Origin of the sequence: Sphingomonas sp. Leaf33, assembly GCF_001421785.1 — a bacterium.
GTDB lineage: Bacteria > Pseudomonadota > Alphaproteobacteria > Sphingomonadales > Sphingomonadaceae > Sphingomonas.
On the sequence record NZ_LMLB01000001.1, the window covers coordinates 2,368,493 to 2,390,407 of the forward strand.

Genomic DNA, 21,915 nt, shown 5'->3' on the forward strand with positions numbered 1-21,915 from the left:
CTGGGCGGTTTCTCAGCCCAGCACCGCCTTGATCTTCGCGAAGAAGCCCTGGCTTTCGGGGCATTCGTCGCCCGTCTCGGTCTCGCGGAACGCTTCGAGCAGTTCGCGCTGGCGGGCGGACAGGCGGGTCGGCGTCTCGACCTCGATGCGGACGACCATGTCGCCGCGGCCGCGGCCCTGGAGGACCGGCATGCCCGCGCCGCGCTGACGAACCTCTCGGCCCGACTGCGTGCCCGCCGCGATCCGGATCGTGTTCGGCGTGCCGTCGGGACCGGGGATTTCGATCTCGCCGCCAAGCGCTGCCGTCGTGAAGCTGATCGGCGCACGAGCGTAGAGCGTTGTGCCTTCGCGTTCGAACAGCGCGTGCTTCTTCACGTGCAGGAAGATGTAGAGGTCGCCCGCCGGCGCACCGCGCTGGCCAGCCTCGCCTTCGCCGTTCAGGCGGATGCGCGTGCCCTCATCAACGCCGGCCGGAATGTTGACAGCCAGCGTCTTGGTCTTGTCGATGCGCCCCTCGCCGCGGCACCGCGCGCACGGGTCGGAGATGACCTGGCCGGCACCGTTGCAACCCGGGCAGGCGCGTTCGAACACGAACGGTCCCTGCTGCGAGCGCACCTTGCCGTGGCCGTGGCAGACCGTGCAGTCGCGCGTGCCCGTGCCCGGCGATGCGCCCGAGCCGTGGCACGTCTCGCACGCGCTCGACACGTCGACCGTGATCTCGGTGTCCTTGCCGTGGAACGCTTCCTCCAGCGTGATCTCGAGGTCGTAGCGCAGGTCCGCACCGCGGCGCTGCTGCGGGCGCCCGCCACCGCGACCACCGCCCATGAATTCGCCGAACACGCTTTCGAAGATGTCGGAGAAGCCACCGAAATCGCCGCCGCCGAACGGGTTGCCGCCGTGGCCGCCCCCGCCGTTCTGGAACGCGGCATGGCCGAAGCGGTCGTAGGCCGCGCGCTTCTGCGGGTCCTTCAGGCAGTCATAGGCTTCGCTGATCGCCTTGAACTTGGCCTCATGCTCCTTGCACCCGCCGTTCTTGTCGGGATGGTACTTGATCGCGAGCTTGCGATACGCCGACTTGATCGTCGCATCGTCGGCGTCGCGGCCGCATTCGAGCAGTTCGTAATAGTCGATTTCGGTGGTCATGCCGGGCCCCCGCCCCAAAATACGCGCGCGAAGTTCACGGAGTCGACGTCAAGACGCTGTTGCTCACCACCGACATCCCCGCGGAGGCGGGGATCCATCTCCCGGACGTGACAAGCATCCAGTGCGGGAGATGGGCCCCCGCCTGCGCGGGGGCGACGATAGAGAGTCATAGCGTTTACGCCTTCTGGTTGTCGTCCACTTCCGAGAATTCGGCGTCGACGACGTCGTCCTTCGGCGCATCGGCGGTGGCGTCGGCGGCAGGCGCGGCTTCCGCCTGTTGCTGCTTCTCGTAGATCGCCTGACCCAGCTTCATCGCGACCTGAGCCAACGCTTCGGCCTTGGTCTTCATCGCATCTGGATCATTCGATTCAACCGCCGACTTGGCGTCCGCGATCGCCGTCTCGATCTCCGACTTCAGACCGCCGTCGACCTTGTCGCCATGCTCGGCCAGTTGGCGCTCGGTCGTGTGGATCAGGCTCTCGGCGTTGTTCTTCGCCTCGGCGCCCTCGCGACGCTTCTTGTCCTCGTCGGCGAACTTCTCGGCATCGCGGACCATCTGGTCGATGTCTGCATCCGACAAGCCACCCGAGGCCTGGATTCGGATCTGCTGTTCCTTGCCGGTGCCCTTGTCCTTGGCGCTGACGTTGACCAGGCCGTTGGCGTCGATGTCGAAGGTGACCTCGATCTGCGGCACGCCGCGCGGCGCCGGCGGGATGCCGACCAGGTCGAACTGGCCGAGCAGCTTGTTGTCCGCCGCCATTTCGCGCTCGCCCTGGAACACGCGGATCGTGACGGCCTGCTGGTTGTCGTCCGCGGTCGAATAGGTCTGCGACTTCTTGGTCGGGATCGTCGTGTTGCGATCGATCATGCGGGTGAACACGCCACCCAGCGTCTCGATGCCCAGCGACAGCGGCGTCACGTCGAGCAGCAGCACGTCCTTGACGTCGCCCTGCAGCACGCCCGCCTGAATGGCGGCGCCGATCGCGACGACTTCGTCCGGGTTGACGCCGACGTGCGGTTCCTTGCCGAAGAAGTCCTTCACGACCTGACGGACCTTCGGCATCCGGGTCATGCCGCCGACCATCACGACTTCGTCGATGCTGTCGTTCTTGACGCCGGCGTCGGCCATCGCCTTCTTCAGCGGCTCGAGCGTGCGCTGGATCAGGTCGTCGACCAGACGCTCGAGATCGGCGCGGCTGATCGCCTTGACCAGATGCTTCGGGCCGTTCTGGTCGGCGGTGATGAAGGGCAGGTTGACTTCGGTCGAGGCCGCCGACGACAGCTCGATCTTCGCCTTTTCGGCCGCTTCCTTCAGACGCTGGAGTGCCAGCTTGTCCTTGGTGAGGTCGATGCCCTCATCCTTCTTGAAGCCGTCGGCCAGATACTGGACCAGCTTCGCGTCGAAGTCCTCGCCGCCCAGGAAGGTGTCGCCGTTGGTCGCCTTCACCTCAAACACGCCGTCGCCGACTTCCAGGATCGAGATGTCGAACGTACCGCCGCCCAGGTCATAGACCGCGATCGTCTTGTTCTCGTTCTTGTCGAGGCCGTAGGCAAGCGCGGCAGCCGTCGGCTCGTTGATGATGCGCAGCACTTCCAGGCCGGCGATGCGGCCGGCGTCCTTGGTCGCCTGGCGCTGCGCGTCGTTGAAGTAGGCGGGAACCGTGATGACCGCCTGGGTCACCGTCTCGCCGAGATAGCTCTCGGCGGTTTCCTTCATCTTCTGGAGCGTGAAGGCGCTGATCTGCGAGGGGCTGTAATCCTCGCCGCCCGCCTTCACCCACGCGTCACCGTTCGAACCGCGCACGATCGTGTACGGGACCAGCTCGGTGTCCTTCTTGGTGACGGGGTCATCGAAGCGGCGGCCGATCAGGCGCTTCACCGCAAACACGGTATTGTCGGGGTTGGTCACCGCCTGGCGCTTGGCCGGCTGGCCGATCAGCCGCTCGCCGTCCTTGGCGAAGGCGACGATCGACGGCGTGGTGCGCGCGCCTTCCGCATTCTCGATGACCTTCGGCTTGCCGCCTTCCATGACGGCGACGCAGCTGTTGGTCGTGCCCAGATCGATACCGATTACTTTTGCCATAGTCTTCTGCCTGTACCCCCAGGTTTCACATTAGAAAAAGAGCCCCCGCATCCCTTTTTAGGCGACGAGGGAACTCATCGTTACCGGCGCGATATAGGTGGGGTCAGGCTTGCCGCAAGAGCCGCCCCGGCCGTAGGATGGCGTCCGAATTTCTCGAATTGGGAGTGGGTTGGATGCGGCTACCGATCGCGGCCGTCCTGGGGCTGGCGCTGGCGGCGTGCCAGCCGGCAGCACCGAACGCGAACTACGCCTGGGTCCGCCTGCCCGCCGTGCCGGGCCGACCGGGTGCTGCCTATTTCACGCTGGCCGCCGGTGGACAGCCGATCACGCTGACGTCGGTGACGACCCCGGCGGCCAGGCGCGCCGAGCTCCACGAAAGCATGGCCGGCGCCCACGGCACGATGTCGATGGCGCCGCTCAAATCGGTCGCGGTGCCGAGCGGCGGCGCGGTCACCTTCGCGCCGGGCGGGCGGCACGTGATGCTGTTCGACATGGACCCGACGCTGAAGGCGGGCGACGCAACGCGGCTGACGCTGGTGTTGGGGGATGGAACGACGCTGGAGGCGAAGGCGGACGTGCGCGGCGCGGGGGATGCCGTGCGGTAAGTAGGATGTTGCGCGGGCGGCGTGTTCGGAAAGCTGGACGCTTTGACGATCGCTGTCGCCGGTCCGCTGAGACGGCGCTTCCGCCCGGTTGCAGACATTCCAGCGCGTTCCGAGCGTGACGCGATCGTATGATCCGGCGTGGCTAAGGTCACACGAAGGTCACACTATGCCGATCGAGACTTCTCTTCCGCGAAACCCGTCGGCGGAGCGGGCGACGAAGAATCAGCGATGAGAAAGAACTGGTGCTCGGATCGGTACGCGATGTTTTCCAACATTACTCCAACAGTCGACTGAAAAAGCGTCTGTTATTGCCCCCCTCCAGTCATTGCCAGCGGCAGGGGATCGAACCCGCACCCCGTCTCCGGGGATCGCTGTAGCGATACGTCTACCAAATTCCGTCACGCTGGCGGCGCAGCGATAGCACGCTTACGCGAGCGTACCGAATATCCGCTTTCCACCCACAAGTGGACGACCCGCCTTCAAAGACACACAGTCGTTGCGGCCGCGCTCGCGTCCACCTAATCCTGCGCGCAGGAGGACCGAATGGCACAGACGATCGATATCTTCCGTTCGTCCACCAGCGGGTGGCTGCGCGGGACGTTGGCCGGGTGGGGTACGGCATTGCTGTTCCTGGCCGGGCCGATCGGCGCGGTCGTCGCCAGCGGGACGACCGAGACGGTCAATCCGGGGTGGCCGCTGCTCCTTTCGGCCGTCGCGCTGGTCATCGTCGCCGTGCGCTGGGTCGAGGACCGATCGACCAAATACGAGCTGACCGCCGACCGGCTGATTTTGCACCGCGGCCTCATCAACAAGTCGATCGACGAGGTTGAGCTGTACCGCGTGAAGGACGTGCGGATCGATTTCAGCATCATCAACCAGCTGGCCGACATCGGCACGCTGACGCTGACCACGTCGGACGAGACGACGCGGCAGCAACCGCTGGTTCTGCGGAATATCCATCGCGCCCGTGCGCGGCGCGAAGCGCTGCGCACGCGGGTCGAAGCGGCGCGGCGGCGGCGCGGGGTGCGCGAGTTCGATATGGTCGACGACGCCGTCTACTGACGGCGCCGCCGCTCCCTCGCCGCCGATCAGTCGTCGGTGTCGCCGGGGTCCCAGAAGGTTGCGATGGCAATGCCGGCGATGAGCGCCGCGTCGCGCTGTGCCGGGTCGCGCAGCACCGCGACGCGCACGCGAGTCAGCCCGTTCGTGTCGATCGCCGCCACCGGCAGCCCCTGGGCATCGTCCACCCAATAGCCAACCGCCGTGTCGGTTCGCACGCCGCGCGGCCCCAGATCGTGCGACGTCCTGAGGCTCAGCCGCGCGCTGCCGATCACGACCTCCCCGGCGCGGGCCGTCGGCTGGATCGGCTGCGACGGTTGGACCATCGCACCGAGCAGCAGGTAGCCGATCGGACGCCCGTCCCGCTGGAAATCGCACCGCATCCTGAGCGGCGCGCGCGGCCGGGCGATGCTCGCCGACCCGACGTCCAGTCGCTCTTCGGATCGAAAATAGGCGCAGGTGCCGCCCAGCTGTCCGCCGACGTCCGCTCCGGTCACCTCGAACATGGTGCGTCCAAGTCGTGCCGTCTGGCTATAGTCGAACACGGTGTCCCCGCTGCTGCGCGTTCGCCCCTCCGCCCGGCGCTTCACCCACCCGACAGCGGCGCCGACCCGCAGCGTGCCGTCCCGGAACAACGGCTTACGTACCTCGATCACATCGCCGCGCGCGGCAAAGGCCTGAAAGCCGGTCATCGCCGGGCCACCCGCCGTGGCCGCGGTCGGGAGCAGCGCCATCACGGTAAAGACCGCAGCGATCCTTCGCATGTTCATCCTCTCACACCCGCGTTCATTTCGCCTGCGTATCAGTAAGACCGCGCGCCGTCTGTCGGCACGCTGAACGCATTTCGCGACGACGGTAGAAACCGCGCAAAAGCGTCTCACGAAAAAGTTCCGCTCGGCTCGTCGCATTTTTCCACATGTGCGAAGCAAGCCGCTTGAACGCCGTCACGCCTTGCGTCAGCGGGAGCAGACCGGGCGGGGGGCCTGGTGTCGACACATGTTCGCCACTGAGGGATATCATGTTGGAAGTGTTCGCCTTTTCGTGCAGCCTGCTGCTCAGCTTCGTCATGACGGGCGTCGAGCGCAACCACCGTCAGCGCCGCCCCCACCCCCCGGTCCTGATCCACGCCGGTTACGCGCTGGTCGGCCTGCTGAGCGCGACCGCGATGCTGCTGACGGGATTTGTCGCGGGCGCAGCGCTCGGCTACGTCTGATCCGACCGGCGCCGCCGGGCTGGCGTTCCGGCGACCCATCCCCTAGGGACGCGGCACATTTCTCGCATTCCCGTTTAGGATCAGATCATGGGTTTCCGCTGCGGCATCGTCGGCCTGCCGAACGTCGGCAAGTCGACGCTTTTCAACGCGCTCACCGAGACGGCCGCCGCGCAGGCCGCGAACTATCCCTTCTGCACGATCGAGCCGAACGTCGGCAACGTCGCCGTGCCCGACCCGCGGCTTCAGAAGCTGGCCGAGATCGCGGGCTCTGCCAAGATCATCGAGACGCAGCTGGGCTTCGTCGATATCGCCGGGCTGGTGCGCGGCGCATCGAAGGGTGAAGGCCTGGGCAATCAGTTCCTGGGCAACATCCGCGAAGTCGACGCGATCGTCCACGTCCTGCGCTGTTTCGAGAACGACGATATCCAGCACGTCGACAACAAGGTCGATCCGATCGCGGATGCCGAGACGGTCGAAACCGAGCTGATGCTCGCCGACCTGGAAAGCCTGGAGAAGCGCGTGCCCAATCTCGCCAAGAAGGCGACGCAGGGCGACAAGGAAGCCAAGGTCGCCGCCGCCGTGCTCGGCCAGGCGCTCGACCTGCTGCGCGACGGCAAGCCCGCGCGGCTGACCGTCCCCAAGGATGTCGAGGAAGAACGCGTTTTCGCGCAGTCGCAGCTCATCACCGCCAAGCCGGTGCTGTACGTCTGCAACGTGAACGAGGAGGATGCCGCGAACGGCAACGCGCTGTCGGCCAAGGTCTTCGAAAAGGCAAAGGCCGAGGGCGCGCAGGCAGTCGTCGTGTCGGCGGCGATCGAGGCGGACATCGCGACGATGCCGGTCGAGGACCGGGCTGAATTCCTGGCCGAGCTGGGGCTGGAGGAAACCGGCCTGACCCGCGTCATCCGTGCCGGATACGACCTGCTCCACCTGCTGACGTTCTTCACCGTCGGCCCCAAGGAAGCCCGCGCGTGGACGACGCATGTCGGCGCCAAGGCCCCGCAGGCGGCGGGCGAGATCCACACCGATTTCGAACGCGGCTTCATCCGCGCCGAGACGATCGCCTATGACGACTATGTCCAGTTCAAGGGCGAGACCGGCGCACGCGATGCGGGCAAGCTGCGGTCGGAAGGCAAGGAGTATGTCGTCAAGGACGGCGACGTGATGCTGTTCCGCTTCAACGTCTGACCAGGCGTCAGGGCACCGGCTGTATACAGTAGCCGGCTATCGGTTCGCCTTGACGACGCGGCACGGCAGTGCGACGAACCGTTCGTCTTGCGACCGGGAGAGCAACGGTGTATGATTCTGCTATGACGCTTCGCCCCCTGCTCGCCGCTGTCGCCCTGCTTGCCGCACCCGCAGCGTTGGCGGCCGATCCGTCGTCGCCCGCCACGCAGACCGCCGACGGTGCCGCCCGCAGCGATGGCCCGACCCGGGGCGCGATGCCGCGCAAGGCCGACCGCAAGCAGCCGGGCGTGCCGTCGCGGTCGCGCATCATGGACGCACCGGGCGTCGCGCTGATGATGATCCCGGCCGCATGGGACCCCGAGATGCCGTCCGGCTTCCACCGCTGATCCGTACCGACGGGCATCCCGTCTGGAGATTGTCACACGGCTGGGGCAAAGGGATGGGATGCGTATTCCGGTCCTGCTCGCCTGCCTGTCCGCCGCGTCGCTCGGTGCATGCGCCGTCACTCCCCCGCCCGGCGCAACGGTTGCGCCGCCTGACCTGTCGCCACTCGCCGCGCCGGTCGAGGCCCGCGCGCCGGTCACCATCCTGATCTCGATCGACGGCTTCCGCCCCGACTATCTCGACCGCAGCATCACCCCGCATCTGTCGCAACTGGCGAGCGACGGCGTGCGCGCGGCGATGCGGCCGTCGTTTCCGTCGAAGACCTTCCCCAACCACTGGGCGATCGTCACCGGGCTGCGTCCCGACCGCAACGGCATCGTCTCGAACACTATCGAGGACCCGAGCGGCAAGCGCGACAAGTTCACCATGGCGACCGACGACCCGTGGTGGTGGAATGCCGCGCCGCCGCTGTGGGTCGACGCCGAGGCCGCCGGCATCCGAAGCGCCGCGATGTTCTGGCCAGGCGCCTCGGTCGCCTATGGCGGTACGCGCGAGGACGATTGGCCCAACGACATCGTCGGCGGCGTGCGGCCGAACGACTGGATTCCCTACGGCGAGGCCGTCGACGAGACGCAGCGCGTCGACACTATCATCGACTGGCTGCGCCGCCCGCTGGCAACCCGCCCGGCGTTCCTGACGCTGTATTTCGAGGAGGTCGATACCGCCGGCCACCGCTACGGCCCCGATGACGCGCGAACGAACGCGGCGATCGCCAAGGTCGACCGCGCGATCGGCTATCTGACCACGCAATTGGCCACACTCAACCAGCCGGCCAACATCATCGTCGTATCCGATCACGGGATGGCGCCCGTCACCAAGGATCAGGTCATCGCGCTCGCCGATCTGGCGTCGGACACGGATAGCCGGGCGGTCGAGACCGGCGTGTTCGCCAGCTTCCAGCCGCTGCCAGGGCGAGAGGCGGCGCTGGCCGCAAGCCTGTCGCGACCGCGCGATCATGTTCGCTGCTGGCCGAAAGCGCAGATCCCGGCGCGCCTCCATTACGGTCGCAATCCGCGTGTACCGGCGTGGTTCTGCCTGGCCGATCCGGGCTGGCGCATCCTTGCCAAGCCGGCGAGCCGGCCGAACGGCGGCGAGCATGGCTATGACAACGACGTGCCCGACATGCGCGCGATCTTCATTGCCAGCGGTCCGGCCTTTGCCCGACAGAAAGCGCTACCGGTGTTCGACAATGTCGATGTCTATGCGCTGATTCGGCGGGTCATCGGCCTGCCGCAGGTCGGGGGCAAGGACGCGACGCTGGAGCCGGTCGCGGGCGCGCTGCGGTAGATCCGGTCCGGTGCGGGCGGGGATATCCCGCCCGCTCTCCGTCAGTCGCGCCGGTCGCGGCGGTTCTCGCGACGCAGCTCGCGGCGATCCTGGCGATATTCGCGGCGGTACTCCTGCCGGTCATCGCGCCGCTCGCGCTGATATTCCTGCGGCGATGCGTTGCCGCGGCGATAGTCCTGCCAGTCGTCGCGGCGATCCTGCCGGTATGCGCGGTCGTCCTGCCGCCGGTCGCGGGCATAGTCGTTCCAGTTGTCGCGCAGTTCGCGCCGGTCACCGCGCCAGTCGCGACGGCGGCCTTCCCAATAGGATTGCTGGCGCCCGTCCCAGCGATACGGGCGGCGATACTGGTCGTAGACGTAATAGCCGGTGCCCGGATAATAATAGTCGCCGTACCAGCCCCAATAGGGATTGCCGTAGGCGCCGTAGCCGCCGTCATAATAGCCGCCGTCGTAATAGCCCCCGCCATAGCCGGCGCCGTAGCCGAGCGAGACGCCCGAATAGCCATAGCCATCGGTACAGGCGGTGAGAGCGAGCCCGCCGGCGGCGGCGAGCAGGACGAAGGGCAGCTTTGCCATGATGAACTCCCGGTCAACACATGAGGTCGTGCGGCGGGAACGTGGCGGGTAGCGGCGCGGTTCCGCGAGGGTACGGTCGGTGAGATCGCAGCGGGCATAAACGGAACGGGCGGCACACCCGTGGTGCACCGCCCGCCTTCGATTTCGATCTTCTCGACCACGCCGTCAGACGGAGCCGCTTCGCGGCACCGCTGCCCGCCGTGGCAGCGCCCCGATTTGCTCACGCAAATCGGAGGTGTGCCCGCTCAATGCTTCTTGTCGCGCCAGACGCTTTTGTATGCGCCCCAGGTCAGGAAGCAGAAGATCACCAGGAACAGCACCGCTGCCCAACCGGCGGCGTGACGCGCGCCTAGCTTAGGCTCCGCGGTCCAGGTCAGGAACGCGGCGACGTCGGTCGCCATCTGGTTGACGGTCGGCTGCGTGCCGTCGACGTACTGGACTTGGCCGTTGCTGGTCAGCGGCGGCGCCATCGCCAGGTTCAGGTTGGCGAAATACGGGTTGTAGTGCAGGCCCTTCGGCGTCTTGGCGTCCGGGAACTTGCGCAGCAGCTCGGCCGGCTGGTTCTGGTAGCCGGTAATCAGCGAATAAACATAGGCCGGGCCGTCATGCCGCGCCTTCGTCATCAGCGACAGGTCGGGCGGCACCGCATTGTTGTTTGCGGCGCGCGCGGCGATGTCGTTGGCGAACGGCGCCGGGAAGCGATCCGACGCCAGGTTCTTGCGCGTCGCCATCTCACCCGTCTCCGGGTTCGGGGCGGGCGTTTCGATCGCCCACTGCGCCGCGATCGCCTTAACCTCGGCTTCGCTGTAGCCGATCTGCTCCAGGTCGCGGAACGACACCAGCTTCAGCGAGTGGCAGGCCGAGCAGACTTCCTTGTACACCTGGAAGCCGCGCTGCAGCTGCCGGTTGTCGAAGGTGCCGAACGGACCGTTGGAGGCGAGCTCCAGTTCCTTGGGAGCCTTGTGGAACTCGTGTTCCGCGGTGGGGGCGGCCGGCTCCTGGATGGCGCCGACGGTCGTCGAGATGAACCCGACGAACGCCATGACCGCGAAGGCGAGACCGACGAGACCGCCGATAATGCGAACCATGATGTCTCTCGTCCCTTATTCGGCCGGCGCCAGCGCGCCGCCGCTCAGCGCGGTCTTGGTGGGGCTGGTGCCGCCATGCTTGGCCAGCACCGCCTCGGTGATCGAGTTGGGCAGCGGACGCGGACGTTCCATCGCCGACACGATCGGCAGGATCACCAGGAAATGGAGGAAGTAATAGGCCGAGGCGATCTGGCCCATGATGATGTTGCGCGCGATCGGTTCAGCGCCGCCGACATAGCCGAGGATCAGCACGTCGACGAGCAGCGCGACCAGGAACCAGCGGTACACCGGCCGGTAGTTGGCCGAGCGCACCGGCGAGGTGTCGAGCCACGGCAGGAAGAACAGCAGCAGGATCGAGCCGAACATCGCCAGCACGCCCCACAGCTTCGCCGGGAACAGGAAGTCGATCGTGAACGACTTCAGGATCGCGTAGAACGGCAGGAAGTACCATTCCGGAACGATGTGCGCAGGCGTCGAGAGCGGGTTCGCCTGGATATAGTTGTCCGGGTGGCCCAGCAGGTTCGGCGCGAAGAAGATGAGCGACGCGAAGATCAGCAGGAACACGCCCAGGCCGAAGCCGTCCTTTGCCGTGTAGTACGGGTGGAACGGCACCGTATCCTGCTCGTCCTTCACTTCCACGCCGGTCGGGTTGTTCGACCCCGGGATGTGCAGCGCCCAGATGTGGAGCACGACCACGCCCAGGATGACGAACGGCATCAGATAGTGGAGCGAGAAGAAGCGGTTGAGCGCCGCGGCGTCCGGAGCGTAGCCGCCCAGCAGCCAGATGCGGATCGTCTCGCCCACCAGCGGGATGGCGGAGAAGAAGCCGGTGATGACCTGCGCGCCCCAGAAGCTCATCTGGCCCCACGGCAGCACGTAACCCATGAAGGCGGTCGCCATCATCAGCAGGAAGATCACGACGCCCAGCAGCCACACCATTTCGCGCGGCGGCTTGTACGATCCGTAATAGAGGCCGCGGCCGATGTGGATGTAGACCACCGCCAGGAACATCGACGCGCCGTTGGCGTGCGCATAGCGCAGGAACCAGCCGGCGTTGACGTCGCGCATGATCGATTCGACCGAATTGAACGCGCTGTTCGCATCGGTCGAGAAGTGCATGGCGAGCACGATGCCGGTGACGATCTGCATCATCAGCGCGGCACCGGCGAGCACGCCGAAGTTCCAGAAATAGTTGAGGTTGCGCGGCACCGGGTAACCGGCGCCGACCGCATTGTAGACGAAGCGCGGCAACGGCAGCCGGTCGTCCAGCCACTTCATCAGCGGCGCCTTCGGCTCGTAATGCTTGGCCCAGGGAAAGCTCATGGTCGTCCTCGTCCCTATCAGCCGACCGTCACGACGGTGTCGGAGGTGAATTCATAATCGGGCACGTGCAGGTTGGTCGGCGCCGGACCCTGGCGGATGCGACCCGCCGTGTCGTAGGCCGACCCGTGGCACGGGCAGAAGTAGCCGCCGAACGGGCCCTTGTTCTCACCCTCGCCCGCGCCCAGCGGCACGCAGCCGAGATGGGTACAGACGCCGAGCGTGATCAGCCAGTTCTTCTTGCCGGTCTTGGTGCGCTGCTCCAGCGTCTGCGGATCGCGCAAGCTCGACACCGCGACCGCATCGGCCTCGGCGATTTCCTTCGGCGTCAGGTTGCGCACGAACAGCGGCTGCTTGCGGAACGTCGTCTTGATCGCCTGCCCCGGCTGGATCGCCGACACGTCGACTTCGGTGCTCGACGCGGCCAGCACGTCGGCCGACGGGTTCATCTGGTTGATGAGCGGCAGCGCGATCACCGCGGCGCCGACGCCGGCGAAGGCGACCGCACCGATCTGCAGATAGTCGCGGCGGCGGGGATCCTGCGGACCCTCTACGATCGCCTCGTGGTCAGTTGCCATGCACTAGCCCTTGCACTTCGAATCTCTAACGGCATCGCGGGACGCGCGCCGATACGCGGGAATCATCGCGGACACAGCCGCAACGCACCCCCGGTTGCCCCCGGTGGTTGGCTCGCCTGATAAACAGCCCCCGCCCGCTTTGCCAACAGCAATTTGCGCCGGCGCCTGTGCGCAGCTAACCGGTTCGCCATGCGTATTGCCCTGTATCAGCCCGATATCGCCGGAAACGTCGGTGCCGTCATGCGCACCTGTGCGTGCCTGGGCGTCGCGCTCGACCTGATCGAGCCGATGGGCTTCCAGTGGGACGACAGGCGCGTGGCGCGCGCGGCGATGGACTATATCGACCATGTGTCGGTGTTCCGCCACGCCGACTGGGACGCGTTCCAGCGCCAGGCGAGCGGGCGTATCGTGTTGCTGACGACACGCGGTGCGACGCCGCTCCACGATTTCGCCTTCGAGCCCGACGACATCCTGCTGTTCGGTCGCGAAAGCGCGGGCGTACCGGACGCGGTCCACGCCCGCGCCGATGCCCGCGTCGTCATTCCCATGGCGCCGCCGCTGCGCTCGCTGAACCTCAGCGTGTCGGCCGCGATCGTGCTGGCAGAGGGATTGCGGCGGACGGACGGATGGCCAGGCGCGGCCTAATCGGGTAGTGGGTCAGTTTGAAATTGGGGCTGCAAATGAACCGCCCGCCGTGCGATAAGGTGGCATGAGAGCAACCGAACCACCCATGCGCGATCCCAATGCCTTGTCCGACGGGGAGAAGATCATCCTTCGGCACCTCCGCGACACCAATGCCGAACCGAACTTCTACGAGTACCCGGCGGAGCTTGCGCGGCTGATCCCGGACGTTGACGAGCGCAATCAGGCGCAGGCCGACCTTGCGAGTCGAGGCTTAATTGACCGCGCTTCTTATCCCCGCGGCGTTCCGGACGAAATTTCTTCGTGTGCTCTAACACCCAGAGGTAAGAGGTTCATCGATGCTGGCGGCTGGGATGACTAAGCCACCGAAGCGCCCGCGCGATCCGAACCATCTGGCGAAGCTGATCACCGACATTGCGACGGGCGAAGTCGAAGAGGGCGAGGCAAGCGCCACAGTCAAACGTGCGTCGCAGGCCGGAAGCGTCGGCGGCCCGGCGCGCGCTAAGGCTCTTACACCGGCGCAGCGAGCCGAGATCGCCAGTATCGCGGCTTCCGCCCGGTGGAAAAAGAGCGACTAGCGCCCGCCTTTCCCTTCCTTCGGCTCCGTCTGTTCGGCTGCGCGATGCTCCAGAATATCCTCCGCGAAATTCGGGAAAAAGTTCAGTTGCGGGTCACTCGGGAAATTGTTGTTCATTCGCTCAACATCGCAATGGGCGCGATAGACGTCATCGGCGATAGCTTCGCGACGTTGCCTCACGGATTTTTGCCGCTTTGCAGGTGTCCCGCCTTTGTCGGTGTCGAAGTAGTGCTTTGTGGCCACGCCATCCACCAGGAGCGTCACTGACTGCTTAGCGCGGTAGGTAAAGCCGCCATTTTCGTCCCAACGCCTCGACTGCCTTAGCGCGCGGGTCACCTGTTCACGAAGAAGCTTACGCACATCCTGGGGGCGCAAAGCGAGCTTGCGGCCGCTCAATGCCCAATCGATAAATTCGCTCGGATCACCGGAATCCTGCCCGGTGGATTCCGACCACTCATCCCAGAGCCGATCAACCTGTTCGTTGTAGTCCGCCATCGTAACCTCCTAGAGGCCAGTAGGGGCGTTATATCCCCAACCGTCCTTGAACTCCCAGTCCAACAAATGCTCGCGCACACCGACCTGATATTCCTTAAGCCAGCCCCACTTCTTCGTCCGATGTTGAATCTGCCCAACAACGATTGCTGGATGCACTTCGAGGCGAGCCGCGAACTTCAAGACATCTTCGCGAGATATGAACGGGCTCTTCCGTGCAATGAACGAGTCCATGAGATCGCGAGGAATGCAAAACCCCGCCGCCGCCTCATTCGCCAACTTTTCGCAGTCGATTTCGGTATCTGTGCCCGTGTCGCTATCGACCGGCGCGAACGAAGCCTCTTTACCGTCGCCATTCAGAATGTGTTCGATTTCGTGCCTCAACACGAAGCAGAAGTTGTCGAGACGATCCAAACGCAGCGTCATCCCGATTACCGGCTGCCCATCAATCCAGAGGCAAACGCCGTCAATTTTAGAGCCGGCGAGGAAATCTACGAGAATGAACCGCACCCCACACCGTTTTAGAATTGACGGGATGTGGATCAAATCCTCCCTGATCAACATATGCTCCCGAATTGAGGGCAAGCTGTCACGAAGCGCCTGCTCCGAATAAGGCGGGTACTCCATCTGCTCGGCAATCTTGCGCACTCGGTTGAGCCACACATACTGAACTTCTGTGGTGCCGGAATAATCGCCGGATTCGGTTTTCTTCGCGGCGTGCGCCAACAGCGGAGCATCACCTACAAATGGAATATCCTCGATCCTGTTTTTTCCGAAAAACCGCATCATCTGGAGATCGAGCAACGCTGGCTCGGCGTCCTCAATCCAACCTCGTTTGATCATTTCCCGAATGGGAAATTTCGAAAGCCACGAGGCGCGCGTTCGGACACCCGGGTCCGCTTTACGAGCCTTAGCTAGGTCATACTGGTTCTGGAGGTTCACGAAAAACTCGGCTGGCATATCGAACGCATCGCCCAGCGCCACGGCAGAGTCCGTGGTTATGTCAGTCGTTCCCTTGATCAGCCTGTTGAGCTGGCTGACATCAATGCCAAGAATGTATGCCAGATCAGCCTGAAGCCACCCTCGGGCCTCAAGCTCCTCCGCAATGAATGTGCCGGGATGATCAACCGGCAATGGTGAGGCCTTGGCCATCAGTGATAATCCTCAATCTTCAATATCGTGACAGTCTGTGGCTCGGTTTCCTCGTCCAACTCGAAAACCATTCGATATTGATCGTTCAATCGGATTGACCGCTGACTCTCACGATCCCCCCTCAGCTTTTCGTAGTGCAGGCTTTTCCAATTCCTCAATGAACGATCGTCAATCGCCGCCCTCAAGAGTGTGAGCTTTCGACGCGCTGATTTGATCACGCCGACTGGAAGGCGGGTGGTTCCCGCTTCATCCGTCTCGATCAACGCCAAGTCGTCATCAGCAAACACGATCCTCATTGGCAGCGCCTTACCACGGCGGGATTCTACTGCGCAAGTGTAAATTGACTACTAAAGTCAAACTGACCCTTATGCTTGACGAATGCGTCAAAAGGTCAGATAGAGAATGCATGAACAGGCTCTCGAACGACGACCGCGCCAAAATCCTCCACCTTCTCTGCGAGGGTATGAGCATCCGCGCGATCACGCGTCTGACCGGCGCGAGCAAAAACACCGTCTCGAAGCTTCTGATCGACGCCGGCAAGGCATGCGCCGCTTATCACGACGCCAACGTGCGCGACGTGAAAGCTGCTCGCGTGCAGGTCGATGAAATCTGGTCGTTCACCTACGCCAAGCAGAAGAACGTCGCGTCTGCGAAGGAGGCACCTGAAGGCGCTGGCGATACGTGGACTTGGACCGCGCTCGACGCGGATAGCAAACTGATCGTCTCCTATCTCGTAGGCGGTCGCGATGCTGAATACGCCATGTGGTTCATGGACGATCTCGCCGCGCGGCTAGCCAACCGTGTCCAGCTTACCAGCGACGGCCATCGCGCCTATCTGGAGGCCGTAGAAGGCGCTTTCGGGGCCGACGTGGATTATGCGCAGCTTGTGAAGCTGTACGGGAACACGATCGGCGCACCGGGCCGCTACAGCCCCGCTGAATGTACGGGCAGCAAGAAAATCCGGCGCGAAGGCAGCCCTGATATCGCGCACGTCTCGACCAGCTACGTCGAACGCCAGAACCTTACGATCCGCATGCACATGCGCCGCTTCACCCGCTTGACCAACGCGTTCTCAAAGAAGGTCGAGAACCACGCTCACGCGGTCGCACTGCACATGATGTACTATAATTTTGTCCGCATCCATAAGACGCTGCGCGTTACCCCTGCGATGGCCGCCGGTGTGGCCGATCGGCTTTGGGAGATTGCAGATATCGCGAGCTTGGTGGAGGATGCAGAAGCGGCCCCGGCCAAGCGCGGCCCCTATAAGAAGACAAGGCAGGACTAATCGTGGACAAAGCAACTGAGATGGCGCTCAAGGCAATCGTTCGTGGCCTCGTGCACGCAGCGCCTGACATAGCGATCCCCGATGCGATCGCGCAGAGCCTCTTCCAGATGGAAGACGAGTTGGGGAAATCGCATATGCCCGCCGAGGCTCATGACGTTGGCAAGATCGCCCAATTCGCCATGCACGAGCGGAATGCCAGACTTTCAAACTGACCCACTACCCCTAATCGTGAGCAGTCGACAGGGCAGGCCACATCTGCAAAGTTAGTTTCATGCGTGAAACCATGATCGGCCTGCTTGCCGTTGCGGCCCTCTCCACCTCCACCGCGCCTGCCCGCCCTGCGATGCCGGATACGCACGCGGCGCAACCGCTGACGCGCATCGCCGCCGAGCGCGTGGCGGCGCAGCGGGGTGCCGCCCGACGCGCGGTCGTCGCGGCCGGGTGGGCACCGATGCTCGCGGCCAGACAGATCACGATCGGCGACAAGACGCTGAAGTGGGAGAGCCGGACGTTCGGTACCGCGCCGTTCGGCCGGCGATCACTGTGGATTTCGATGCACGGCGGCGGCAATGCGCCGGCGGCGGTCAACGATCGCCAGTGGCAGAACCAGATCCGCCTCTACACGCCCGCAGAAGGCATCTACCTGGCCCCACGCGCGCCGACCGATACGTGGAATTTGTGGCATGAGGGGCATATCGACCCGCTGTTCGAAGCGCTCATCGACGCACAGGTCGCGGTGAACGGCGTCGATCCCAACCGGGTCTACCTGATGGGCTATTCAGCGGGCGGCGACGGCGTGTGGCAGGTCGCCCCACGCATGGCCGACCGCTTCGCCGCCGCGGCGATGATGGCCGGGCATCCGAACGACGCCTCGCTGCTGGGCCTGCGCAACCTGCCGTTCGCGATTTTGATGGGCGGAGCGGATGCGGCCTACAATCGCAATACACTCGCCGCGGAAAAGACCGCCGAGCTCGACCGCCTCCACGCCGCCGATCCGGGCGGCTACGTCCACATGTCGCGCATCTATCCGGGGCTGCCGCACTGGATGGACCGCAAGGACGCGGAAAGCGTGCCGTGGATGGCCGGCTTCACTCGCAATCCCTGGCCTAAGCGGATCGTTTGGGCTCAGGACGATGTGACGCACAAGCGCTTCTACTGGCTGGAAATCCCCGACGCCGCCGCCGCCAGACAGGGCGACACGACGGAAGCGGTGGTCGACGGCCAGACGATCGCGCTGACGGGCAAGGTGCCAGCGGGAACGATGGTCTGGCTGTCCGACCGGCTGGTGGACCTCGACCGGCCGGTGCGGGTGACGGTCAACGGGCGGGTCGCGTATGGCGGCAAGGTCGCGCGGACGGCGGCGGCGATCGACCGATCGCTGGCAGAGCGGCTGGACGGATCGGATGTGGCGACGGCGGTGGTGAAGCTGCCGTAAAATCTGGCGCACATCGCGGCACTTACTCCGGTCTCGAGAGCATCAGCTCGCAAGCTTGCGCGTCGAACAAAAAATATCGCCCCTTCCGCAATAGCTTCGGAGTATTTTCTCGCCACCATTCGGCGGCGTTGGGTTCGACTTCTGCAAGACGTTCGATAGCTATCGCAGCAGAGACCAGATACCCCGATTGTCGCGCCGCTTTGCCGCGCAAGATCGCGCCGATCTGTTGCAACCAATTGTGCGGACCACTTAGGACTCCCACGGTACTGAAGGTCATTCGCCGTCGCGACAGCGTTGGGAGTGTCAGCCCGATCCAGGCATCCCTTACCCAATCTGGGGCTTCTCCTATTGGTCGTCGGACAATCTTGATATTCATATGGCTATGATGACCCGTCAGATGCGCGGACACAATCAAGGTGAGGATCTGGCCCGCCCCCTGAGACATTCCGCCCCATGGACCTGCCCCCACCCCTGGCGCTAAACGCCCGCCCATGCAGCCGTTAGACGCCGAACAGACCCAAGCTCGCCAGTGGTTCGAGCACCTTCGCGACCTGATCTGTGCCGAGTTCGAGAGCATCGAGCGCGAGGCGGGGTCGGACGCGGAATTCACCTACACGCCGTGGGACCGTGCCGATCCTTCGGGCGCGCATGGCGGCGGGGGCGTGCGGGGCGTGATGAAGGGCAAGGTCTTCGAAAAGGTCGGGGTCAACGTCTCGACCGTCGGCGGCACCTTCGAAGGCGAATTCGCCAAGTCGATCCATGGCGCGGCCGACAACCCGCAGTTCTTCGCCACCGGCATCAGTCTGGTCGCGCACATGGCGAACCCGCATGTGCCCGCGGTGCATATGAACTGCCGGTTTCTCGCGACGACGAAGCGCTGGTTCGGTGGTGGCGCCGACCTGAACCCGCCGCTGCCCCAGCCCTACGACACGCAGGATTTCCATGCCGAGCTGAAGGCAGCGTGCGACGCGCATGGGCCTGACTATTACGATCGCTTTTCGGCCTGGGCCGAGGAGTATTTCCGCATCCCGCATCGGGGCGTCAATCGCGGCGTCGGCGGGATTTTCTACGATCATCTGGAAGGCGATTTTGCGGCGAATTTTGCCTTCACACAGGATGTCGGTCGAGCGTTTCTAACGGCTTACCCGCGGATCGTGCGGCGGCGGATGAACGATGCGTGGGGGCCGGAGGACGAAGCGGCGATGCTCGCGTGGCGCGGGCGCTATGCCGAATTCAATCTGGTCTACGACCGCGGCACGTTGTTCGGCCTGAAGACCGGCGGCAACATCGACGCGATCCTGATGAGCCTGCCCCCGCGCGCGATATGGCCCTGATCCCGGTCGCCAATGGCCAGGTGGCGACGATCGTCACAACGCTGGAAATGCGGACAAGGCCCCGCCCCCGCCCGCTGCCCGATTCGCGGCTGCGGCTGGTGCGGTGGAAGGCGCCGGCGCTTGCCACTTATCGCGCGCTGTTCCGCCGGATCGGCGGCCCGTGGCTGTGGTTCTCGCGGCTGGTGATGGATGACGAACGGCTGACGGCGATCGTCCATGATCCGAACGTTGAGGTCTATGCGGTGCAGGATGCCGCCGGAATCGAAGTCGGAATGCTCGAGCTCGATTTCCGCGAGAGCGGCGCGTGCGAACTGTCGTACGTCGGGCTGATCCCCGAACTCGCAGGGCACGGCCACGGCCGCTGGCTGATGGCGCACGCGCTGCAACGCGCCTGGGCGCCGGGCGTGACGCGGGTATGGGTGCATACCTGCACGCTCGACCACCCGCGCGCGCTCGGCTTCTACCGGGCGAGCGGCTTTACACCTTGCAAGCGCACGGTCGAGACGTTCGATGATCCGCGTGGGCGCGGCATCCTGCCCGCCGACGCGGCGCCGCATGTGCCGTATCTGGTGAACTGAGGCTTACGGTCGCGCCAACCGCCGGTGCAGCGCGACCTGGACCAGCGACAGCAGCAGCGCCCCGCCCGCCGCGATCAGGCACGCCAACCCCGCCGCGATCGCGACGATCACCGGGTTGCCGCCGCCGGCCGAGGCGAAGGACAATGCGACGCTGCCGAGCAGGCCGGGCACCATGAAGATGGTCGCGTAGGTCGCCGCGAGCATCCACCCGTGCCCCCGGGTCAGCGTCCAGCTCCGCGCGATGGCGGCGACCGCGCCGATGGGGGCGTCGGCGACGATGACCGGGCCCGTCAGCATCGTGCGGCCGAAGATGTAGAAGATCGGCCCCGCCGCCACGACCAGCAGCATCGGCACCGCAAGCACCATCGACAGCAGCCCGGCCATCGGCAGCGACACCAGGACGGAGGCGAGCAGGTAGCGCGGAAACAGCGCCAGCGCGCGCATCATCGCGCCGCCCAGCGGCACGCGGGGGCGGGCGAGGTACAGCGCGAACACGCTCAGCGACCCGAACAGCGCCAGCAGCGGCGACGCCAGGTACCAGCCGCCATAGCTGCCCGCCCACGCCTGGATCGCGTCGCCCCAGGCGCGCATCGCGGCTTCGTCGCGCGCCTCGGGGATCGCCGGCAGGTTGGGGAGCAGCAGTTGCGCGGCGAACGGCCCCAGGAAGAACGCTAGCCCGGCGAGCGGCAGCAGCACGCTGCCGTCGCGCGCCCAGGCCGCCTGCGCATCACGGAACGGGGCGGAGAAGCTGCGATTCACGACCGGGCTGCGTCCTGCGGCATCGCGAACGGCGATGGCGTCCCGACGGCGGCGGGCGGCTCGTCCGCACGCACCACGGCGACGTACAGGCGCGCGCAGAACACCGTCGCCAGCACGGTGAAGACGGTCGATACCGCCGCCGTGGCGCCTGCGGTGACGATGCCGGTCATCGTGACGACGCCGGTACCGCTGTCGAACAGGCGCAGCACCGTCCCGAACACCGTCTGCACCGCCAGCGTCGAAATGACCGAGACGATGCCGTAGAGCAGGATCACGCCGACCAGCCGCCACGTAAGCCCGCGGGTCAGGCGAAGGGCTCGGGTAATCGCACCGGCGCCGCGCCGCTCCTCGGCGACGACTGCGCTGAGCGGCGCCAGCCGCGCACTGACGAACAGGATGACGATGAAGGCGACCAGGCCGTACAGCCCGGCCAACCCGACATAGGCCGGCGTCAGGCGGTCGAGCGTCACCTGCCCGGCCTCGATCGCCATCGGGTCCAGCCCGCCCAGCGCCAGCAGGATCAGCGACGGCGACAGCAGCAGCCCGGCGGCGATACCGACCAGCAAGAACACGCCGATCAGCGGCAGCAGGCGACGGCTGGCGATGCGGCTCATCTCGCCCGCTCCGCGCCGCACGTCGACGGTGGCAACGATGATCGCCAGTTGCACCCACAGCGACAGCAACGACGCGACGAACGAGACCAGGCTCAGCGAGATCTTGAGCCCCGGCCCCGCGGTCTCGCGCAAGCCCGCCAGTACCGTGGTGACGAACGACGGCAGGAAGATCCCGAGAAGCGCGAACGGCAGGATGACGGCCAGCCGCTCGCCCAGCGTCTCGACCGTGCGGTCCCAGACATAGCCCATCTTTACCATCACGTTCGCGTCCCCTTCGTCGCACCGGACTGCGGCGGCGCTTAGCGTATCGGGCGCCCGCTTGCCAATGACGCCGCGCGTCCGCATCTGGGCGGGACCATGGCCGACCTTCCCGACGACATCGAATGGCGCGTCAGCGACGCCCCCGTCCCCTACGACATCGCGCTCGCCGACATGGATGCGCGCAACCGGGCGGTGCAGGCGGG

The 21,915-nt window shown here is 65.3% G+C and carries 26 protein-coding genes and 2 pseudogenes; 15 read left to right on the forward strand and 13 right to left on the reverse strand.

The window, feature by feature from the left end; translation table 11 throughout:
* Positions 1–12: 12 nt before the first annotated feature.
* Entirely contained in the window at positions 13–1,143 is a 1,131-nt protein-coding gene (gene dnaJ / locus ASE86_RS11625; protein ID WP_056426216.1) for a molecular chaperone DnaJ, read from the reverse strand.
* 175 nt (positions 1,144–1,318) lie between these two features.
* Positions 1,319–3,226 carry a molecular chaperone DnaK gene (gene dnaK / locus ASE86_RS11630; RefSeq protein WP_056426220.1) on the reverse strand — a complete coding sequence of 636 codons (1,908 nt, stop codon included), beginning with the start codon at positions 3,224–3,226 and terminating at the stop codon, positions 1,319–1,321.
* 173 nt (positions 3,227–3,399) lie between these two features.
* Between dnaK and ASE86_RS11635 the strand changes: the two genes are divergently transcribed.
* A complete protein-coding gene (locus tag ASE86_RS11635; RefSeq protein ID WP_056426223.1) occupies positions 3,400–3,831 on the forward strand; it encodes a copper chaperone PCu(A)C in 432 nt (143 codons plus the stop codon).
* Between the two features lie 326 nt (positions 3,832–4,157).
* Here ASE86_RS11635 and ASE86_RS16025 read toward each other — a convergent pair.
* Positions 4,158–4,239, reverse strand: a pseudogene (locus ASE86_RS16025).
* Positions 4,240–4,374: 135 nt separating this feature from the next.
* Here ASE86_RS16025 and ASE86_RS11640 point away from each other — a divergent pair.
* A complete protein-coding gene (locus ASE86_RS11640; protein WP_056426226.1) occupies positions 4,375–4,893 on the forward strand; it encodes a PH domain-containing protein in 519 nt (172 codons plus the stop codon).
* Positions 4,894–4,919: 26 nt separating this feature from the next.
* Here the strand turns inward: ASE86_RS11640 and ASE86_RS11645 are convergent, their stop codons facing one another.
* The gene (locus tag ASE86_RS11645) at positions 4,920–5,654 is read right to left on the reverse strand and encodes a hypothetical protein (protein ID WP_156347107.1); all 735 of its coding nucleotides are present in this window, start codon (positions 5,652–5,654) and stop codon (positions 4,920–4,922) included.
* A gap of 254 nt (positions 5,655–5,908) precedes the next feature.
* Between ASE86_RS11645 and ASE86_RS11650 the strand changes: the two genes are divergently transcribed.
* The 4 genes from ASE86_RS11650 to ASE86_RS11665 all read left to right on the forward strand — a co-directional run bounded on the left by ASE86_RS11650 (position 5,909) and on the right by ASE86_RS11665 (position 9,022).
* Positions 5,909–6,103 carry a hypothetical protein gene (locus tag ASE86_RS11650; RefSeq protein ID WP_056426232.1) on the forward strand — a complete coding sequence of 65 codons (195 nt, stop codon included), beginning with the start codon at positions 5,909–5,911 and terminating at the stop codon, positions 6,101–6,103.
* 87 nt (positions 6,104–6,190) lie between these two features.
* On the forward strand, positions 6,191–7,291 hold the full coding sequence (gene ychF / locus ASE86_RS11655) for a redox-regulated ATPase YchF (RefSeq protein ID WP_056426234.1): 1,101 nt from the start codon (positions 6,191–6,193) through the stop codon (positions 7,289–7,291).
* A 122-nt stretch (positions 7,292–7,413) separates the two neighbouring features.
* Positions 7,414–7,677 carry a hypothetical protein gene (locus ASE86_RS11660; RefSeq protein WP_056426237.1) on the forward strand — a complete coding sequence of 88 codons (264 nt, stop codon included), beginning with the start codon at positions 7,414–7,416 and terminating at the stop codon, positions 7,675–7,677.
* Positions 7,678–7,735: 58 nt separating this feature from the next.
* Positions 7,736–9,022, forward strand: coding sequence for an ectonucleotide pyrophosphatase/phosphodiesterase (locus tag ASE86_RS11665; RefSeq protein WP_056426239.1), 1,287 nt, complete (start codon positions 7,736–7,738; stop codon positions 9,020–9,022).
* Between the two features lie 41 nt (positions 9,023–9,063).
* Here the strand turns inward: ASE86_RS11665 and ASE86_RS11670 are convergent, their stop codons facing one another.
* From ASE86_RS11670 to petA, 4 genes are all read right to left on the reverse strand, one after another.
* Positions 9,064–9,597, reverse strand: coding sequence for a hypothetical protein (locus ASE86_RS11670; RefSeq protein WP_056426242.1), 534 nt, complete (start codon positions 9,595–9,597; stop codon positions 9,064–9,066).
* A 245-nt stretch (positions 9,598–9,842) separates the two neighbouring features.
* On the reverse strand, positions 9,843–10,685 hold the full coding sequence (locus ASE86_RS11675; RefSeq protein ID WP_056426245.1) for a cytochrome c1: 843 nt from the start codon (positions 10,683–10,685) through the stop codon (positions 9,843–9,845).
* Between the two features lie 15 nt (positions 10,686–10,700).
* Complete coding sequence (locus tag ASE86_RS11680; RefSeq protein ID WP_056426248.1) at positions 10,701–12,008, reverse strand: cytochrome b; 1,308 nt, start codon at positions 12,006–12,008, stop codon at positions 10,701–10,703.
* Between the two features lie 17 nt (positions 12,009–12,025).
* Positions 12,026–12,583, reverse strand: coding sequence for a ubiquinol-cytochrome c reductase iron-sulfur subunit (petA, locus tag ASE86_RS11685; protein WP_056426250.1), 558 nt, complete (start codon positions 12,581–12,583; stop codon positions 12,026–12,028).
* 189 nt (positions 12,584–12,772) lie between these two features.
* Between petA and ASE86_RS11690 the strand changes: the two genes are divergently transcribed.
* The 3 genes from ASE86_RS11690 to ASE86_RS11695 all read left to right on the forward strand — a co-directional run bounded on the left by ASE86_RS11690 (position 12,773) and on the right by ASE86_RS11695 (position 13,803).
* Positions 12,773–13,228, forward strand: a complete 456-nt coding sequence (locus ASE86_RS11690) for a tRNA (cytidine(34)-2'-O)-methyltransferase (protein WP_056426254.1) — start codon at positions 12,773–12,775, stop codon at positions 13,226–13,228.
* 85 nt (positions 13,229–13,313) lie between these two features.
* Positions 13,314–13,586, forward strand: a complete 273-nt coding sequence (locus ASE86_RS16030; protein WP_156347108.1) for a hypothetical protein — start codon at positions 13,314–13,316, stop codon at positions 13,584–13,586.
* The gene (locus ASE86_RS11695; RefSeq protein WP_056426257.1) at positions 13,579–13,803 is read left to right on the forward strand and encodes a hypothetical protein; all 225 of its coding nucleotides are present in this window, start codon (positions 13,579–13,581) and stop codon (positions 13,801–13,803) included. Before ASE86_RS16030 ends, ASE86_RS11695 begins: the two co-directional genes overlap by 8 nt.
* On the opposite strand, the gene ASE86_RS11700 is transcribed toward ASE86_RS11695, so the two are convergent.
* The 3 genes from ASE86_RS11700 to ASE86_RS11710 are packed head-to-tail and all read right to left on the reverse strand — an operon-like array spanning position 13,800 to position 15,742.
* Positions 13,800–14,297, reverse strand: coding sequence for a hypothetical protein (locus tag ASE86_RS11700; protein WP_056426261.1), 498 nt, complete (start codon positions 14,295–14,297; stop codon positions 13,800–13,802). The genes ASE86_RS11695 and ASE86_RS11700 overlap by 4 nt on opposite strands.
* A gap of 9 nt (positions 14,298–14,306) precedes the next feature.
* Entirely contained in the window at positions 14,307–15,446 is a 1,140-nt protein-coding gene (locus ASE86_RS11705) for a HigA family addiction module antitoxin (protein ID WP_056426263.1), read from the reverse strand.
* The gene (locus tag ASE86_RS11710; protein WP_056426266.1) at positions 15,446–15,742 is read right to left on the reverse strand and encodes a type II toxin-antitoxin system RelE/ParE family toxin; all 297 of its coding nucleotides are present in this window, start codon (positions 15,740–15,742) and stop codon (positions 15,446–15,448) included. Before ASE86_RS11710 ends, ASE86_RS11705 begins: the two co-directional genes overlap by 1 nt.
* A gap of 110 nt (positions 15,743–15,852) precedes the next feature.
* On the opposite strand from ASE86_RS11710, the gene ASE86_RS11715 reads away from it, so the two are divergent.
* The 5 genes from ASE86_RS11715 (at position 15,853) to ASE86_RS11735 (ending at position 20,078) form a co-directional block, all read left to right on the forward strand.
* A complete protein-coding gene (locus ASE86_RS11715) occupies positions 15,853–16,731 on the forward strand; it encodes an IS1 family transposase (RefSeq protein WP_056426269.1) in 879 nt (292 codons plus the stop codon).
* A 2-nt stretch (positions 16,732–16,733) separates the two neighbouring features.
* On the forward strand, positions 16,734–16,943 hold the full coding sequence (locus ASE86_RS11720) for a hypothetical protein (RefSeq protein WP_156347109.1): 210 nt from the start codon (positions 16,734–16,736) through the stop codon (positions 16,941–16,943).
* Positions 16,944–17,002: 59 nt separating this feature from the next.
* Complete coding sequence (locus ASE86_RS11725; RefSeq protein WP_056426277.1) at positions 17,003–18,166, forward strand: dienelactone hydrolase family protein; 1,164 nt, start codon at positions 17,003–17,005, stop codon at positions 18,164–18,166.
* Between the two features lie 491 nt (positions 18,167–18,657).
* The gene (gene hemF, locus ASE86_RS11730) at positions 18,658–19,500 is read left to right on the forward strand and encodes an oxygen-dependent coproporphyrinogen oxidase (RefSeq protein ID WP_056426280.1); all 843 of its coding nucleotides are present in this window, start codon (positions 18,658–18,660) and stop codon (positions 19,498–19,500) included.
* Positions 19,491–20,078: a GNAT family N-acetyltransferase gene (locus ASE86_RS11735; RefSeq protein WP_056426283.1), complete on the forward strand. Its 588-nt coding sequence runs from the start codon at positions 19,491–19,493 to the stop codon at positions 20,076–20,078. The genes hemF and ASE86_RS11735 overlap by 10 nt, the downstream gene beginning before the upstream one ends.
* Positions 20,079–20,081: 3 nt before the next feature.
* On the opposite strand, the gene ASE86_RS11740 is transcribed toward ASE86_RS11735, so the two are convergent.
* Both ASE86_RS11740 and ASE86_RS11745 read right to left on the reverse strand, forming a co-directional pair.
* On the reverse strand, positions 20,082–20,837 hold the full coding sequence (locus tag ASE86_RS11740; RefSeq protein ID WP_056426287.1) for a hypothetical protein: 756 nt from the start codon (positions 20,835–20,837) through the stop codon (positions 20,082–20,084).
* Positions 20,834–21,712 carry a glycerophosphoryl diester phosphodiesterase membrane domain-containing protein gene (locus tag ASE86_RS11745; protein WP_156347110.1) on the reverse strand — a complete coding sequence of 293 codons (879 nt, stop codon included), beginning with the start codon at positions 21,710–21,712 and terminating at the stop codon, positions 20,834–20,836. The genes ASE86_RS11740 and ASE86_RS11745 overlap by 4 nt, the downstream gene beginning before the upstream one ends.
* Before the next feature lie 96 nt (positions 21,713–21,808).
* Here ASE86_RS11745 and ASE86_RS16500 point away from each other — a divergent pair.
* Positions 21,809–21,915: pseudogene (locus tag ASE86_RS16500) on the forward strand (lipoate-protein ligase B); the annotation flags it as partial.

Bases quoted from the DNA above. Each gene is read 5' to 3' on its own strand.
- dnaJ (WP_056426216.1), bottom strand. From the start codon at position 1,143: ATGACCACCGAAATCGACTATTACGAACTGCTCGAATGCGGCCGCGAC.
- dnaK (WP_056426220.1), bottom strand. From the start codon at position 3,226: ATGGCAAAAGTAATCGGTATCGATCTGGGCACGACCAACAGCTGCGTC.
- ASE86_RS11635 (WP_056426223.1), top strand. From the start codon at position 3,400: ATGCGGCTACCGATCGCGGCCGTCCTGGGGCTGGCGCTGGCGGCGTGC.
- ASE86_RS11640 (WP_056426226.1), top strand. From the start codon at position 4,375: ATGGCACAGACGATCGATATCTTCCGTTCGTCCACCAGCGGGTGGCTG.
- ASE86_RS11645 (WP_156347107.1), bottom strand. From the start codon at position 5,654: ATGCGAAGGATCGCTGCGGTCTTTACCGTGATGGCGCTGCTCCCGACC.
- ASE86_RS11650 (WP_056426232.1), top strand. From the start codon at position 5,909: ATGTTGGAAGTGTTCGCCTTTTCGTGCAGCCTGCTGCTCAGCTTCGTC.
- ychF (WP_056426234.1), top strand. From the start codon at position 6,191: ATGGGTTTCCGCTGCGGCATCGTCGGCCTGCCGAACGTCGGCAAGTCG.
- ASE86_RS11660 (WP_056426237.1), top strand. From the start codon at position 7,414: ATGACGCTTCGCCCCCTGCTCGCCGCTGTCGCCCTGCTTGCCGCACCC.
- ASE86_RS11665 (WP_056426239.1), top strand. From the start codon at position 7,736: ATGCGTATTCCGGTCCTGCTCGCCTGCCTGTCCGCCGCGTCGCTCGGT.
- ASE86_RS11670 (WP_056426242.1), bottom strand. From the start codon at position 9,597: ATGGCAAAGCTGCCCTTCGTCCTGCTCGCCGCCGCCGGCGGGCTCGCT.
- ASE86_RS11675 (WP_056426245.1), bottom strand. From the start codon at position 10,685: ATGGTTCGCATTATCGGCGGTCTCGTCGGTCTCGCCTTCGCGGTCATG.
- ASE86_RS11680 (WP_056426248.1), bottom strand. From the start codon at position 12,008: ATGAGCTTTCCCTGGGCCAAGCATTACGAGCCGAAGGCGCCGCTGATG.
- petA (WP_056426250.1), bottom strand. From the start codon at position 12,583: ATGGCAACTGACCACGAGGCGATCGTAGAGGGTCCGCAGGATCCCCGC.
- ASE86_RS11690 (WP_056426254.1), top strand. From the start codon at position 12,773: ATGCGTATTGCCCTGTATCAGCCCGATATCGCCGGAAACGTCGGTGCC.
- ASE86_RS16030 (WP_156347108.1), top strand. From the start codon at position 13,314: ATGCGCGATCCCAATGCCTTGTCCGACGGGGAGAAGATCATCCTTCGG.
- ASE86_RS11695 (WP_056426257.1), top strand. From the start codon at position 13,579: ATGACTAAGCCACCGAAGCGCCCGCGCGATCCGAACCATCTGGCGAAG.
- ASE86_RS11700 (WP_056426261.1), bottom strand. From the start codon at position 14,297: ATGGCGGACTACAACGAACAGGTTGATCGGCTCTGGGATGAGTGGTCG.
- ASE86_RS11705 (WP_056426263.1), bottom strand. From the start codon at position 15,446: ATGGCCAAGGCCTCACCATTGCCGGTTGATCATCCCGGCACATTCATT.
- ASE86_RS11710 (WP_056426266.1), bottom strand. From the start codon at position 15,742: ATGAGGATCGTGTTTGCTGATGACGACTTGGCGTTGATCGAGACGGAT.
- ASE86_RS11715 (WP_056426269.1), top strand. From the start codon at position 15,853: ATGAACAGGCTCTCGAACGACGACCGCGCCAAAATCCTCCACCTTCTC.
- ASE86_RS11725 (WP_056426277.1), top strand. From the start codon at position 17,003: ATGCGTGAAACCATGATCGGCCTGCTTGCCGTTGCGGCCCTCTCCACC.
- hemF (WP_056426280.1), top strand. From the start codon at position 18,658: ATGCAGCCGTTAGACGCCGAACAGACCCAAGCTCGCCAGTGGTTCGAG.
- ASE86_RS11735 (WP_056426283.1), top strand. From the start codon at position 19,491: ATGGCCCTGATCCCGGTCGCCAATGGCCAGGTGGCGACGATCGTCACA.